At 65.0% G+C, this 12,379-nt stretch carries 14 protein-coding genes; 13 read left to right on the top strand and 1 reads right to left on the bottom strand.

Features of this window, described 5'->3' with window-relative positions; genetic code table 11:
* Positions 1 to 30: 30 nt before the first annotated feature.
* Genes I3253_RS07075 through I3253_RS07050 form a run of 6 tightly spaced genes read left to right on the top strand, consistent with a single transcriptional unit; the run spans position 31 to position 4,499 of the window.
* A complete protein-coding gene (locus tag I3253_RS07075) occupies positions 31 to 360 on the top strand; it encodes a hypothetical protein (protein WP_197916933.1) in 330 nt (109 codons plus the stop codon).
* Positions 357 to 2,147 carry a DUF3141 domain-containing protein gene (locus I3253_RS07070; protein ID WP_197916932.1) on the top strand — a complete coding sequence of 597 codons (1,791 nt, stop codon included), beginning with the start codon at positions 357 to 359 and terminating at the stop codon, positions 2,145 to 2,147. Before I3253_RS07075 ends, I3253_RS07070 begins: the two co-directional genes overlap by 4 nt.
* 6 nt (positions 2,148 to 2,153) lie before the next feature.
* On the top strand, positions 2,154 to 2,327 hold the full coding sequence (locus tag I3253_RS07065; RefSeq protein ID WP_197916931.1) for a hypothetical protein: 174 nt from the start codon (positions 2,154 to 2,156) through the stop codon (positions 2,325 to 2,327).
* A complete protein-coding gene (gene fabI, locus I3253_RS07060; protein ID WP_197916930.1) occupies positions 2,320 to 3,165 on the top strand; it encodes an enoyl-ACP reductase FabI in 846 nt (281 codons plus the stop codon). Before I3253_RS07065 ends, fabI begins: the two co-directional genes overlap by 8 nt.
* Positions 3,162 to 3,761 (top strand): ubiquinol-cytochrome c reductase iron-sulfur subunit, encoded by a 600-nt coding sequence (gene petA, locus I3253_RS07055; protein ID WP_197916929.1) that lies wholly within the window; start codon positions 3,162 to 3,164, stop codon positions 3,759 to 3,761. Before fabI ends, petA begins: the two co-directional genes overlap by 4 nt.
* A gap of 42 nt (positions 3,762 to 3,803) precedes the next feature.
* Positions 3,804 to 4,499, top strand: coding sequence for a CBS domain-containing protein (locus I3253_RS07050; protein WP_197916928.1), 696 nt, complete (start codon positions 3,804 to 3,806; stop codon positions 4,497 to 4,499).
* A gap of 116 nt (positions 4,500 to 4,615) precedes the next feature.
* Here I3253_RS07050 and I3253_RS07045 read toward each other — a convergent pair whose 3' ends face one another.
* Positions 4,616 to 4,873 (bottom strand): hypothetical protein, encoded by a 258-nt coding sequence (locus I3253_RS07045; protein ID WP_197916927.1) that lies wholly within the window; start codon positions 4,871 to 4,873, stop codon positions 4,616 to 4,618.
* On the opposite strand from I3253_RS07045, the gene I3253_RS07040 reads away from it, so the two are divergent.
* The 7 genes from I3253_RS07040 (at position 4,872) to I3253_RS07010 (ending at position 12,307) form a co-directional block, all read left to right on the top strand.
* Entirely contained in the window at positions 4,872 to 5,237 is a 366-nt protein-coding gene (locus tag I3253_RS07040; RefSeq protein WP_197916926.1) for a DUF5676 family membrane protein, read from the top strand. The genes I3253_RS07045 and I3253_RS07040 overlap by 2 nt on opposite strands.
* On the top strand, positions 5,234 to 6,616 hold the full coding sequence (locus I3253_RS07035) for an MBL fold metallo-hydrolase (protein ID WP_232236947.1): 1,383 nt from the start codon (positions 5,234 to 5,236) through the stop codon (positions 6,614 to 6,616). The genes I3253_RS07040 and I3253_RS07035 overlap by 4 nt, the downstream gene beginning before the upstream one ends.
* Positions 6,613 to 8,121, top strand: a complete 1,509-nt coding sequence (locus I3253_RS07030; RefSeq protein ID WP_197916925.1) for a thymidine phosphorylase family protein — start codon at positions 6,613 to 6,615, stop codon at positions 8,119 to 8,121. Before I3253_RS07035 ends, I3253_RS07030 begins: the two co-directional genes overlap by 4 nt.
* Positions 8,118 to 9,032: a ribose-phosphate diphosphokinase gene (locus tag I3253_RS07025; RefSeq protein WP_197916924.1), complete on the top strand. Its 915-nt coding sequence runs from the start codon at positions 8,118 to 8,120 to the stop codon at positions 9,030 to 9,032. Before I3253_RS07030 ends, I3253_RS07025 begins: the two co-directional genes overlap by 4 nt.
* A gap of 88 nt (positions 9,033 to 9,120) precedes the next feature.
* Positions 9,121 to 11,430, top strand: coding sequence for a copper-transporting P-type ATPase (locus tag I3253_RS07020; protein WP_408647782.1), 2,310 nt, complete (start codon positions 9,121 to 9,123; stop codon positions 11,428 to 11,430).
* Positions 11,427 to 12,020, top strand: a complete 594-nt coding sequence (locus I3253_RS07015; RefSeq protein WP_197916922.1) for a hypothetical protein — start codon at positions 11,427 to 11,429, stop codon at positions 12,018 to 12,020. The genes I3253_RS07020 and I3253_RS07015 overlap by 4 nt, the downstream gene beginning before the upstream one ends.
* Positions 12,017 to 12,307 carry a DUF2933 domain-containing protein gene (locus I3253_RS07010; protein ID WP_232236946.1) on the top strand — a complete coding sequence of 97 codons (291 nt, stop codon included), beginning with the start codon at positions 12,017 to 12,019 and terminating at the stop codon, positions 12,305 to 12,307. The genes I3253_RS07015 and I3253_RS07010 overlap by 4 nt, the downstream gene beginning before the upstream one ends.
* The last annotated feature ends 72 nt before the right edge of the window (positions 12,308 to 12,379 follow it).

Below are 12,379 nucleotides of genomic sequence, written 5' to 3'. Positions count from 1 at the left end.
AAAGCGCACGCCACCAGAAGGATTCAGACGATGACGCCAATCGCCACGTGCACACCCCGCAAGTCTCCCGAAGACCGGTTCGAGGATGCCGGCCTGCGCGAAATTGTCTCGCAGATGACATGCGCCTGTGCACAGAGCGGCGCCCATGCGGATGCACCGGTGGCGCGGGCGCTGTTTCATCGCGTCGACGTGTTGAAGCAATCGCCAGAGCGGGCGGCACGGTCTTTGGGTATCGCGGCGGGTGACGCGCTCTATCTTCTGGCCGGGATTCGCGAAGATGTCGCACAGGATTTTGTCGTTTTTCTGGGCACCGGGCGTGTGCCGGCGGGCACCAGAATTGAAAAGGAAAACAGGACATGACGGAACGACTCAAACCCGCCGAGGACAAGGCGACCCACCCCCGGGCGCCTGAACCGGCACCTGCCGGGAAAACAGAGCTGGTGGCCGGCGCGTCCCCCTATGGCTGGGACGCGTTCGAACGTTGGATCCTGTTTCTCGACACGTTGCGCGAACGGGCCGACAACATGATCGCCCACGAGCGCCAGGGAATGCCGCCGCTGCTGGATTTCGACTATGAAACCCTGCTGGATGCCCGCACATTCAAGCGGCCCGCCAATTATGCCCTGCTGCGCATCACCCGCGCGGGTGAGGATTGCTGGGAGGATTGCGTGGACGAGGCAAAGCCGCCCGTCATCGTCATCGATCCGCGCGCGGGGCACGGGCCGGGCATCGGCGGCTTCAAGCATGACAGCGAAGTTGGCATGGCGATGCACGAATGCCACCCGGTTTATTTCGTGATCTTCTTTCCCGAACCCATGCCGGGACAGACATTGGCTGATGTGCACTTTGCGCTGCGCGCCTTTGTCGGCGAGGTGGCCCGGCGGCATCCGAACACCGCGCCGGTGCTGTATGGCAACTGCCAGGCTGGCTGGGCCGCAACCTTGCTGGCCGCCGATTGCCAGGGCCTGACCGGGCCGGTTGTGTTGAACGGATCGCCGCTCAGCTACTGGTCGGGCGAGGCCGGATCCAGCCCCATGCGCATGCTGGGCGCGCTGACCGGTGGCTCCTGGGCCGCCCATATGGTTGCCGATCTGGGCGACGGGCGGTTTGACGGCGCGTGGCTGGCGCAGAATTTCGAGAATCTCCAGCCCGAGAAAGCCGTGTGGGAAAAATACGCCACGCTGTATTCCCATGCCGATACCGAACGCGAGCGGTTTCTGGAGTTCGAACGCTGGTGGAACGGGTTTTACACCCTCAGCCGCGAGGAAATTCTTGCCATCACGGAAAACCTGTTCATCGGCAACCGGCTGGAACAGGGGGAAATGCAGCTTGACGCGCATTGCACCATCGATCTGAATCGGATCAGTAACCCTATCGTCGTGTTTGCCTCCAGGGGCGACAACATCACACCGCCGCAACAGGCGCTGGGCTGGATCGCGCGGCTGTATCCCGACACCGCCGCACTCAAGGCAGCCGGGCAGCGTATCGTTTACCTGACGCACGAGGATATCGGGCATCTGGGCATATTCGTGTCCGGCTCTGTTGCGCGGCGCTACCACCGGGCGATTCTGGGCAGTCTTGAAGAGATCGACGCGCTGGCGCCTGGTCTTTACGAGATGGTGATTGCCGAGCCCGCCAAGGGCACCAAAGGCAAGGCGCGCAAGGCCGATATCCGCTTTGAACCGCGCGACGTTGCGGATCTCGGGATCGAATCCGATGATGCGGTGCTGGAACAGGTCGCCCGGGTTTCGCGGATCAACGAATCCGCCTATTCGGCATTCCTCGGCCCATGGCTGCGCGCGGCGTCAACCCCGGCCAGCGCCGATGCGTTGCGGGCACTGCATCCGATGCGCTGGACGCGCACCATGTTTTCCGAGCGGGTAAACCCATGGATGGCCCTGGTGAAAAACGCCGCCGAAACGATGCGTGAAACCCGCCAGCCGCTGGCGGACGACCACCCCGCGATCCGTGCCGAACGCGCGCTTCTGGCCAGCACAGGCGAAGGTCTGGCGGCCTGGCGCAAGGGGCGGGATGCCTGGGTCTCGCTGTGGTTCAGGACGATCTACGGCAATCCGTTTGACGGCATCGCCCCGGCGCTCCGAAACACGCAAGCCACCACAACAGACACACCAACAGACAAGGAGTGAACCAACATGGAATGGCTTTCAGAAAACTGGACCCTGGCTCTGGTGATCGGCGCAATGGCCGGGATGCACCTTTTTGGCCACGGCCACGGCAAGCACAAGAAAGAGCAGACGGCCGAGAACCGATCTGCCGACGGAAAACCGGCAGACACCTCCGGGAAATCCGTGTCGGACGATGCCTGAATTCGCCGAATGCCGCGACCCCCGCGAGCTGCTGGACCTGAGCGGCCGCAAGGGGCTTGTGGTCGGGATCGCCAATGAGCACAGCCTCGCTTGGCCCGCTGCCATGCATTTCCGTCAGGCCGGCGCCGAGCTGGCCGTTACCTATGTCGACGCGCGCGCCAAACCTTATGTGGCGCCTCTGGCCGAGCAGCTTGAGGCGCCAATCTTCCTGCCCTGCGACGTGACCGCGGCGAACGAGCTTGAAGCCGTCTTCGCGGCCATCACCGAACGCTGGGGCAGGCTCGATTTCGTGCTTCATGCCATTGGCAGCGTGCCGCCCGCCGATCTTCATGGCCGCCTCACCGATTGTTCCGAGGATGGGTTTTCCGAGGCCATGCGTGTGTCGGTTCACTCGTTGATCCGCATGGCGCGGCTGGCCGAGCCCCTGATGCCCGATGGTGGCAGCCTGATGACACTCAGCTATCTGGGCGGCGAACGGGTGGTCGAGAATTACAATGTGATGGGGCCGGTCAAGGCGGCGCTCGAAGCGAGCGTGCGCTATCTGGCGCATGAACTCGGGCCGGCCAATATCCGCGTCAACGCGATTTCGGCCGGGCCGGTGCCTACCCGCGCGGCCTCGGGTCTGACGGGGTTTGGACGGCTTCTGGACGCCACCGCGCGCGCCGCCCCGCTGCGCCGCAACATCCAGGCTGACGAGGTGGGACGTGCCGCCCTGCTGCTCGCCAGCGACTATACCAGCGGCATTACCGGAGAAGTGCTTCATGTCGATGCGGGGGTTCACATCGAAGGCCCCGTTCCGGCCAGCGCCACATCCAACCCACCGGAAGAGCCCAAATGACATCCGCAACCAATCCGCCCGATGTACCGCCGGCAAAGGCCCGGCGCGATTTTCTCTACTTCGCAACGGCTGCAACCGGCGCCGTGACCGCCGGCGCGGCGGTCTGGCCGTTGATCGATTCCATGAATCCCTCTGCCGATGTCACCGCGACCGGCATCATCCGGGTAGACCTTTCCGGGGTCGAGCCGGGCCAGCGCCTGACCGTCAAGTGGCAGGGCCGCCCGATTTTCGTCTGGCGCCGCACGCCGGAAGCGATCGCCGCCGCGCGCGCCGTGGATCTTGCGGAACTGATCGACCAGAGCGACAGCACGCGCGAAAATCCCAATCTTTCCGCCGACATGCCCGCTCTGGATGAGAATCGGGCGTCGGACGAAACCGGGGAGTGGCTTGTCGTCATCGGCATTTGCACCCATCTTGGGTGTATCCCCCAGGGACAGGACGGTGCGGCCGTGGGCGACTATGGCGGCTGGTTCTGCTCCTGCCACGGATCGCATTACGATACGTCGGGCCGCATCCGCAAAGGCCCGGCGCCGCGCAACCTGGACATTCCGCCTTATGTGCTGGGGAGCGACCTGGAACTGGTGATCGGTACCTGACGGGCGAACGGGCCGGTCGTTGTCAAAAAAGGAGACAGTTCGATGCAAGCCAAGGATATCATGACAACCCATGTCATCACGGCCCCGGCTGACGGGAAAATCGAAGAGGCAATCCGCCTGATGCTGGATCATCATGTCAGCGCGGTGCCCGTGGTGGACAAGGATGGCGCGCTCAAGGGGCTGGTCAGCGAAGGCGATCTGATGCGCCGCCTCCGCTCGCCTGACGATCAGCGCCGGTCCTGGTGGCTGGAGATCCTGGGCGGGGTCGACGATTCGGCCAGGGACTTCATCAAGCTCAAAAGCCACCGCATCGAGGATGTCATGACACGCGATGTCATTTCGGTGCAGGAAGAAACCCCGGTCGCCGAAATCGCGCGTCTTCTGCAAAAACACCGCATCAAGCGCGCGCCGGTGCTGCGCGATGGCCATGTGGTGGGCATTGTCAGCCGTGCCAACCTGCTTCATGCGCTGTCGGCCATGCCCGACGACGCCCTGCGCGCGCCTTCCGAGGATGATCGCGTCCTGCGCGCGCGGATCGATCAGGCGCTCAAGGAAGTCCCGGGCGCGGCGGTCAACCTGGTCAATTTCACCGTCGATGACGGGCAGGTGGCGGTCTGGGGCGTCGCCGATAGCGATTTCGAGGAAAACGCCGTGCGGGTCGCCGTGGAAAACGTGCCCGGTGTGCGCGGCCTGGAAATGCATCTCGGCCGGCTTCCGGCGTGGTCCTACGGCATCTGAGCGTTGACCGCGGCGCCGGGGTATGGCGCCGAAAACTTTTGTAATGACCTGCGCCGCGCCGCGTCTACCGGAGGAACACACACACAGGAGGTTCCCATGGACAAGCGTACCGACATTCAGGCCCAGGACGGCCCCGTTGAAAAATCCGGCGGCTGCTGCGGCGGCAAGAGCGCCGCGCCCGCACCTGCCCCGGCCACGTCGCAGGACAAGCCGCGGGTCGACGCAAAACCAGCCCAATCCGGGTGCTGCTGCGCCCGCAACTGACGCGGATCGGCGCGGAACGCAAGTCCCGCGCCGATTGCCCTGAGATCCCGCGCGCCGCCGCAAGAGCGCACCGGTTTCGACCATTCACCGACAAGAAAGGAATACGCCATGATGCCCCTTCTCTATTTTGCCGTTATTGCGGCTGTCCTCTTTCTGGCCCTGCGCATGACATGCGGGGCCTGTGTCATGGGGGGGGAAGCCGTCGCTGGCCGGGTGCGCCTGCCGGTGGTGCCGCTGGGATGGGCGCTTAGCCTGTTTCTGGCCATCACCTATCTTGTCTGCGTCGGGTTCGATCTGATCTTTCCCGGCTACGCCATGTACGAAACCTGGTCCGGCCTGCTTCCCGGATTTGTCTGGCTGACACCGGCCGGCTTTGTCATCGGCCTGGTCGAAAGCTTTCTTTACGGATGGTATGGTGCGCTGATCTTTGGCGGGTTGTTCAATGCCATCGCAGCCCGGGGGACAAGATCATGATGGCGGTGGGACGTACGAAACTGCGCTTTCTGGGCGCTGCGGGTACGGTGACGGGATCGCGCTATCTGATCGAGGCAGGGGGCCGGCGCATTCTTGTGGATTGCGGCCTGTTCCAGGGGTTCAAACAACTGCGCGCCCGCAACCGCAAGCCGTTCCCGGTGCGCCCGTCCACGATAGACGCCGTGCTGCTGACCCACGCCCATCTGGATCATTCCGGCTATCTGCCCGCGCTGATCCGGGGCGGGTTCCGGGGGCGCGTTCTGTGTACCGATGCCACGGCAGAGCTTTGCGGGCTGATCCTGCCGGACAGCGGCCATATCCAGGAAGAAGAGGCGCGCTATGCCGCCCGCAAGGGCTTTTCCAAACACAAGAACCCGAAACCGCTTTATACGCGGCAGGACGCGTTGGCGTCGCTGGAGCGGTTCGACCGCCACCCCTTCGACACGCCGGTTTCTCTGGGCGAAGGTGTCACGGCCAGCTTCATCCCGGCCGGGCATCTTCTGGGGGCGGCCCAGATTCGGCTGGAAATCGGTGGGCGGGTTGTACATTTCAGCGGCGACCTGGGGCACGACCCGGATCCGCTGATGCGGGTGCCGGAACCGTTCGGCGGGGCCGATGTGCTGGTCTGCGAATCCACCTACGGAAACCGCGCGCATGCCGATACCGATCCCGAGGCCGAACTGGCGCCGATCCTGAAACGCACCTTTGCCCGTGGCGGCACGGCGCTGATCCCGTCCTTCGCGGTGGGCCGTGCACAGGGGTTGATGCTGCATATCGCGCGTTTGATGGGGCGGGGCGACATTCCCTATGTTCCGGTCTATCTCAACAGCCCGATGGCGGTGGACGCGACCGAGATCTACCACCGGCATCATGACGAACATCACGTCAGCCGCGCCGATTGCCGCGCCATGTTCGAGATCGCCACGCGCGTAAACTCGGTCGAAGACTCCAAGACGCTGAACACGCGCCAGGGCCCGATGATCATCATTTCCGCCAGCGGCATGTTGACCGGCGGACGCATCCTGCATCACCTGCAAAGCTTTGGCGGGGATCGTCGTAACACGATCCTGCTGTCCGGGTTCCAGGCGGGCGGGACGCGCGGCGCGGCGCTGGCCGATGGCGCCCGTCGGTTGCGCATGTTCGGACGCGATGTCGCGATCGAGGCCGAGGTGGTTCAGCTTGGTTCGTTCTCCGGCCATGCCGACGCCAACGAGATCCTGCACTGGATGTCCGCGGGACCGGCTCCTGAAATGACCTACCTCACCCACGGGGAACCCAGCGCCTCGGACACGTTGCGCTTTCGCGTCGAACACGAACTGGGGCGGCCCGCGCGCGCACCCGAACATCTCGAATCCGTCTATCTGGATCGTCCGCGATGACCGATACGCTTGCCCTTGTCCCCTCTGGTATCGACACCTACCGACAGCCGGTCGTCTACATGCACGAGGATTGCCATGTCTGCCGCTCCGAAGGCTTCGCGGCCCAGGCCCGCGTGCGGGTCGATTGCGGTGATCGGTGGATCATCGCCACGCTGAATATCGTGCGGCGCGGCGCTTGGCTGGCCGAACACCACGCGGCCCTTTCCGCGTCGGCCTGGACGGCGCTTGGTGCGCGCGAAGGTGACAGGGCCGCGTTCTCGCATCCGGACCCGCCCGAATCGGCGTCCATGATCCGGGCAAAAGCCTATGGCGACAGGCTGGATCAGGCCGGATTTGCCGCGATCGTTCGCGACACGCTGGACAACCGGCTTTCGGAAATCGACCTCGCCGCCTTCGTCACCGCCTGCGCCGGAGACCGGCTGGACGAGGCCGAAACCGTGGCCCTGACCCGTGCGATGAAGACCGCGGGGCAAACGCTGAGCTGGGGCGGGCGGACGGTGCTGGACAAACATTGCGTGGGCGGTTTGCCGGGCAACCGGACAACCCCCATCGTGGTGGCCATTGTCGCGGCGGCAGGCCATCTGATCCCCAAGACATCCAGCCGCGCGATCACGTCCCCGGCCGGCACCGCCGACACGATGGAGGTGATGGCGCCGGTGGCGCTGGACACCGCCGCGCTGCGCCGGGTGGTCGAGGCCCAGGGCGGCTGTGTCGTCTGGGGCGGCGGACTGGCGCTCAGCCCGGCGGACGATCATTTCATCCAGGTCGAACGCCCGCTCGATTTTGATTCCACCGGTCAGCTGGTGGCCAGTGTGCTGTCGAAAAAGGCCGCCGCGGGCGCCACCCATGTCCTGATCGACATGCCCGTCGGCCCCACGGCCAAGGTGCGCTCGCACGATGCCGCGCAGGCGCTGGGCGCCCGCCTGTCATCGGTGGGCAGCGCGCTGGGGCTGACCCTGGCGGTTCATGTCAGCGACGGAACGGCCCCGATCGGGCGCGGTATCGGCCCGGCGCTGGAGGCGCGCGACGTGCTGGCGGTTTTGCGTCGTACACCCGACGCGCCGCCGGATCTGCGCGACCGGGCGCTGGACCTGGCCGGGCACCTGCTGGACCTTGCGCCCGATACCGTGACCGGCGCCGGTTGCGCCCGCGCCGTGGCGCTGCTGGACAGCGGCGCGGCCGAGGCCAAGTTCATGGCGATCTGTGCGGCACAGGGCGGGTTCCGCGCGCCCGGCGCCGCACCGCACCGGATCGAGGTTTGCGCCCCCCATGCAGGCACGCTGGGCGCGGTGGACAACCGGCGCATTGCCCGCATCGCCAAGCTGGCCGGCGCGCCGCGCCAGAAACTGGCCGGCATCCGCCTTATGGTGCGGGTGGGCGATCATGTTGATCAGGGCCAGCCGCTATATGAGCTTCACGCCGAAACACCCGGCGAACTGGATTATGCGCTGGCCTATGCCAACGCGCAGACCGGCGTGTTCACATTGTCCGAGGAAAATCCATGATCCTTGTTTCATTTCCGGAAATGGCGCCGCTGGCTCGCGAACTGGCGCCCACCCTTGGCGCGGAACTGCGCGTGCTGGAATGGCACCACTTCCCCGATGGCGAAAGCCTGATCACCCTTCCGGGCGATCTGGAGGACGCCGATGTGGCGCTGCTGGCAACATTGCGCGATCCCGACCGTCTGGCGCTGCCGCTGGTGTTCGCCGCCGCGACGGCGCGCGAAAAAGGCGCCCGCCGTGTCGGGCTGATCGCGCCCTATCTTGGCTATATGCGCCAGGACCGCCGGTTCCGGGAAGGTCAGGCGGTCAGCGCCCCGCTGTTTGCCCGATTCCTGGGGCAAAGTTTCGACTGGCTGGTTACGGTGGATCCGCATCTGCACCGCATCGCGCGACTGGACGATGTCTTCCCGATCCCCGCAACGCGCGTGGTGGCCGCCCCCTTGCTGGCGGGCTGGATCCGGGAAACCCTGCCCGATGCCGTCCTGCTTGGCCCCGACAGCGAAAGCCAGCAATGGGTGGCCGAAGTGGCGCGGCTGGCCGGTCGCCCCTACGAGGTCTTGCGCAAGATCAGGTCGGGCGACCGCAAAGTGGATGTCAGCGTGCCCGAAAGCCCGGCGCTGCGCGCGGGAACGCCGGTGATTCTGGATGATATCGCCTCTTCGGGCATGACCATGGCGCGTGCCGTCGAACGGTTGCTTGACGCCGGGACGTCGCCGCCGGTCTGCGTGGTCATCCATGCGGTCTTTGCGCCGGGCGCCCAGAACACGATCTATTCCGCCGGTGCCGCAAGGCTCATATCAACCGACACGATCCCTCATCCGACAAACGCGATCGGGACTTCCGGTATTCTTGCCGAGACGCTCCGATCTCTGGCCACAGGGCTTGACCTTCCAGTTGCTGGAAGGACTAGATAGAAACCAACGTCTTCAAAAGGACCATCAAATGGACGACCGAGCAAGCATAAACGCACATGAAGCCGAGGCAGTGACCTACACCTGCCCGATGCACCCCGAGGTGCGCCAGGACGGGCCGGGGGATTGCCCGAAATGCGGGATGCACCTTGTCCCCGAAAACGAAGTTGAAAGCCACGGGCACGGCCAGCACGGTCACGGCCACCATGGACATGACCATCACGGGGTCGCGGCACCGGATGACGGCAAATACAACACTGTCCCCAAAGGCTGGACGGGCGCCGTCTATACCTGTCCGATGCACCCGCAGGTCCGCCAGACCGATCACGGCTCCTGCCCGCTTTGCGGCATGGGGCTGGAACTTGAATCCGGCGCCATGGCCGACGAGGGGCCGAATCCCGAACTGGTGGATTTCACCCGCCGCTTTTGGGTTGGCGCGGCACTCACCATTCCGCTGCTGATCCTGACCATGTCACCCTATCTGGGTTTCCCGGAACTGCGCGAAATCTTCGGCGAACGCGCCACGCTCTGGATCGAGGTGGCGCTGGGCTCGCCGGTGATCCTGTGGTCTGGCTGGCCATTCTTCGTGCGCGGCTGGAATTCGTTCCGCACCATGAACCTCAACATGTTCTCGCTGATCGGCATGGGTGTCGCGGCGGCCTATGCCTTTTCCATGGTCGCTGTGATCGCGCCACAGATATTCCCCGAGGGCTTTCGCAATCCTGAAACCGGGCAGGTGGGTGTCTATTTCGAAGCCGCCGCAGTGATTGTCACGCTGGTCCTTCTGGGCCAGGTGATGGAATTGCGCGCCCGCGAAGGCACGGGCAAGGCGATCCGCGCGCTGCTGGACATGGCGGCGAAAACCGCCCGAGTGATCCGCGACGATGGCACGGAAGAAGAGATTTCGCTGGAGGATGTGCAGGTGGGCGACCGGCTGCGCGTGCGCCCGGGCGACAAGGTGCCGGTCGATGGCGTCGTTGTGGATGGCCGCTCGTCGATCGACGAATCGATGATCTCGGGCGAGCCTGTCCCGGTCGAAAAGGTCGAGGGCGATCCCGTGACCGGGGCCACGATCAACGGCACCGGCAGCCTGATCATGGAGGCCACCCGCGTTGGGGCCGACACGATGCTCAGCCAGATCGTCGAAATGGTTGCAAACGCCCAGCGGTCGCGGGCGCCGATCCAGAAATATGCCGACAAGGTTGCCGGGTTCTTTGTGCCGGCCGTAATCGGAATCGCGATCCTTTCCTTTATCTCCTGGGCACTCTGGGGGCCGGATCCGGCATTGTCCTATGCTCTGGTCTCTGCCGTTGCGGTGCTGATCATCGCCTGCCCCTGTGCGCTGGGCCTTGCCACGCCGATGTCGATCATGACGGCAACGGGGCGCGGTGCGCAGGTCGGTGTGCTGATCAAGAACGCCGAATCGCTGGAACGGTTTGAAAAGATCGACACGCTGATCGTCGACAAGACCGGTACACTGACCGAAGGCAAACCCAAACTCGTCGCCGTCCTGCCGGAAGCAGGCCATGACGAGGCCGAGGTGCTGCGGCTTGCGGCCTCGCTGGAACGCGGTTCGGAACACCCGCTGGCCGAGGCCATTGTGCGCGGCGCCGAAGAGCGCGGTGTCGACATGGTCGAAGCCAAGGATTTCGAGGCCGTGACCGGCAAGGGTGTGAAAGGCACCGTTGACGGCAAGGCCGTGGCGCTGGGCAATCTGGCGATGATCCGTGAGCTGGGCCTTGAAGCGGGCGATCTGACCGACAAGGCCAATGCCCGCCGCGACGAGGGCGAAACCGTCATGTTCGTCGTGCTTGACGGGGCCATTGCCGGGCTCGTCGGGGTTGCCGACCCGGTCAAGGAAACCACACCGGCGGCGATCCGCGATCTGCACGAGCTTGGCTTCAAGATCATCATGGCCACAGGCGATAACGAGCGCACCGCCAAGGCTATCGCGGCCCGGCTGGGGATCGATGAAATCCGCGCCGACGTGTTGCCCGAAGACAAGGCGCGGATCATTCGCGAATTGCAGGAAAAGGGTTCCAAGGTGGCCATGGCGGGCGACGGCGTGAACGACGCACCGGCGCTGGCGCAGGCCGATGTCGGTATCGCCATGGGCACGGGTGCCGATGTGGCCATCGAAAGCGCCGGGATCACGCTGGTCAGGGGCAATCTGGACGGCATCGTGCGGGCCCGCCGGCTGGCGCGCGCCACCATGCGCAACATCCGCCAGAACCTGTTCTTCGCCCTGATCTACAACGCGTCCGGCGTTCCGATTGCGGCGGGCATCCTGTTCCCGTTCTTCGGCATCCTGATCGGGCCGATCTTTGCCGCCTTTGCCATGAGCGCCTCGTCCCTCTCGGTCGTGCTCAATTCGTTGCGGCTGAGGGCCGCGAAAATATGAGGGCGGCGCGTGCCCTTGCAGGGGTGGCCGCAACAGCGGCCATCCTCGCGGCGAATGCGGCGGCAGCGCACGAGTTCACGGCGGCGCTTTACATGACAGGCGAGATGCGCGAGGCGCGTCTTGCCGAGGCGGTCAACGGGTTCCTGTTGGCCGCCGATGAACGTGACGGGCATTCCGACGAAACGTCCGACGGCCATCTTGGCGGGGTCGACGTGCAGGTTCTGCCGCTGCCCGTGGCGGCGGCAGGGCGCGTTTCCGGGCTTGTCGGCACACCCCGGAATCCGCCCGGTGTCGTGGTTGTCTTCGGGCCGGGGCCGGAACCCGCCGATCTTGATCCCGACAGCGTTGTGCTGCGCCCCGGTGCCCTGCCGGACAGCTGGGCCAGCCCGGACAGGGCCGGGTCTTTTGCCGCGCGCTACCGGGATGCCTATGGCGTGATGCCCACCGTGGCGGCGGCGCAGGGCTATAACGCCGCGCGGCGTCTGGATCTCGCTATCCGCCCGCTGGATGGGATCACCCCGCGCGCGGGGCTGATATCCGCCCTGGGGGAAACCGACAGTGGCGTCGATTGGCAGGAGGCTCTACGATGACGGAACGTCCGACACAGGTTGTGACTGACAACATGAATGGATCTGGCGATCGGTCGGCGCGGCAACGTGACGGGGTTGGGGCCGATGGACGGTCATTCTGGCGGTCCAGGTCCGGCCTTTACCTGATTGTGGCACTGGCCGCCAGCGGTCTGCTTCTTGGATACGAATACCGGGCCGTCATTCTGACAAGCGGATTGATCATCTGGCTGCCTCTGCTGCTATGCGCGGGGATGCATTTCTTCATGCATGGCAGGCACGGTGGACACGGCGACAAGGGTGGCGACTGACACAAGAATGCCAATGCCAATGCCGGTTCCCGGAACAACAACGAAAACGCGCGGACCCTGAACAAAACAAAA

This window comes from Thiosulfatihalobacter marinus, assembly GCF_016019955.1.
Taxonomy (GTDB): domain Bacteria; phylum Pseudomonadota; class Alphaproteobacteria; order Rhodobacterales; family Rhodobacteraceae; genus Shimia; species Shimia marinus_A.
The sequence above is the reverse complement of the archived record's forward strand: the minus strand, read 5'-3'. Positions and strand labels throughout refer to the sequence as shown.

What these genes read in the sequence shown, in the direction of transcription:
- I3253_RS07075 (WP_197916933.1), top strand. Translation starts at nt 31, where the DNA reads ATGACGCCAATCGCCACGTGCACACCCCGCAAGTCTCCCGAAGACCGG.
- I3253_RS07070 (WP_197916932.1), top strand. Translation starts at nt 357, where the DNA reads ATGACGGAACGACTCAAACCCGCCGAGGACAAGGCGACCCACCCCCGG.
- I3253_RS07065 (WP_197916931.1), top strand. Translation starts at nt 2,154, where the DNA reads ATGGAATGGCTTTCAGAAAACTGGACCCTGGCTCTGGTGATCGGCGCA.
- fabI (WP_197916930.1), top strand. Translation starts at nt 2,320, where the DNA reads ATGCCTGAATTCGCCGAATGCCGCGACCCCCGCGAGCTGCTGGACCTG.
- petA (WP_197916929.1), top strand. Translation starts at nt 3,162, where the DNA reads ATGACATCCGCAACCAATCCGCCCGATGTACCGCCGGCAAAGGCCCGG.
- I3253_RS07050 (WP_197916928.1), top strand. Translation starts at nt 3,804, where the DNA reads ATGCAAGCCAAGGATATCATGACAACCCATGTCATCACGGCCCCGGCT.
- I3253_RS07040 (WP_197916926.1), top strand. Translation starts at nt 4,872, where the DNA reads ATGATGCCCCTTCTCTATTTTGCCGTTATTGCGGCTGTCCTCTTTCTG.
- I3253_RS07045 (WP_197916927.1), bottom strand. Translation starts at nt 4,873, where the DNA reads ATGGCGTATTCCTTTCTTGTCGGTGAATGGTCGAAACCGGTGCGCTCT.
- I3253_RS07035 (WP_232236947.1), top strand. Translation starts at nt 5,234, where the DNA reads ATGATGGCGGTGGGACGTACGAAACTGCGCTTTCTGGGCGCTGCGGGT.
- I3253_RS07030 (WP_197916925.1), top strand. Translation starts at nt 6,613, where the DNA reads ATGACCGATACGCTTGCCCTTGTCCCCTCTGGTATCGACACCTACCGA.
- I3253_RS07025 (WP_197916924.1), top strand. Translation starts at nt 8,118, where the DNA reads ATGATCCTTGTTTCATTTCCGGAAATGGCGCCGCTGGCTCGCGAACTG.
- I3253_RS07020 (WP_408647782.1), top strand. Translation starts at nt 9,121, where the DNA reads ATGCACCCCGAGGTGCGCCAGGACGGGCCGGGGGATTGCCCGAAATGC.
- I3253_RS07015 (WP_197916922.1), top strand. Translation starts at nt 11,427, where the DNA reads ATGAGGGCGGCGCGTGCCCTTGCAGGGGTGGCCGCAACAGCGGCCATC.
- I3253_RS07010 (WP_232236946.1), top strand. Translation starts at nt 12,017, where the DNA reads ATGACGGAACGTCCGACACAGGTTGTGACTGACAACATGAATGGATCT.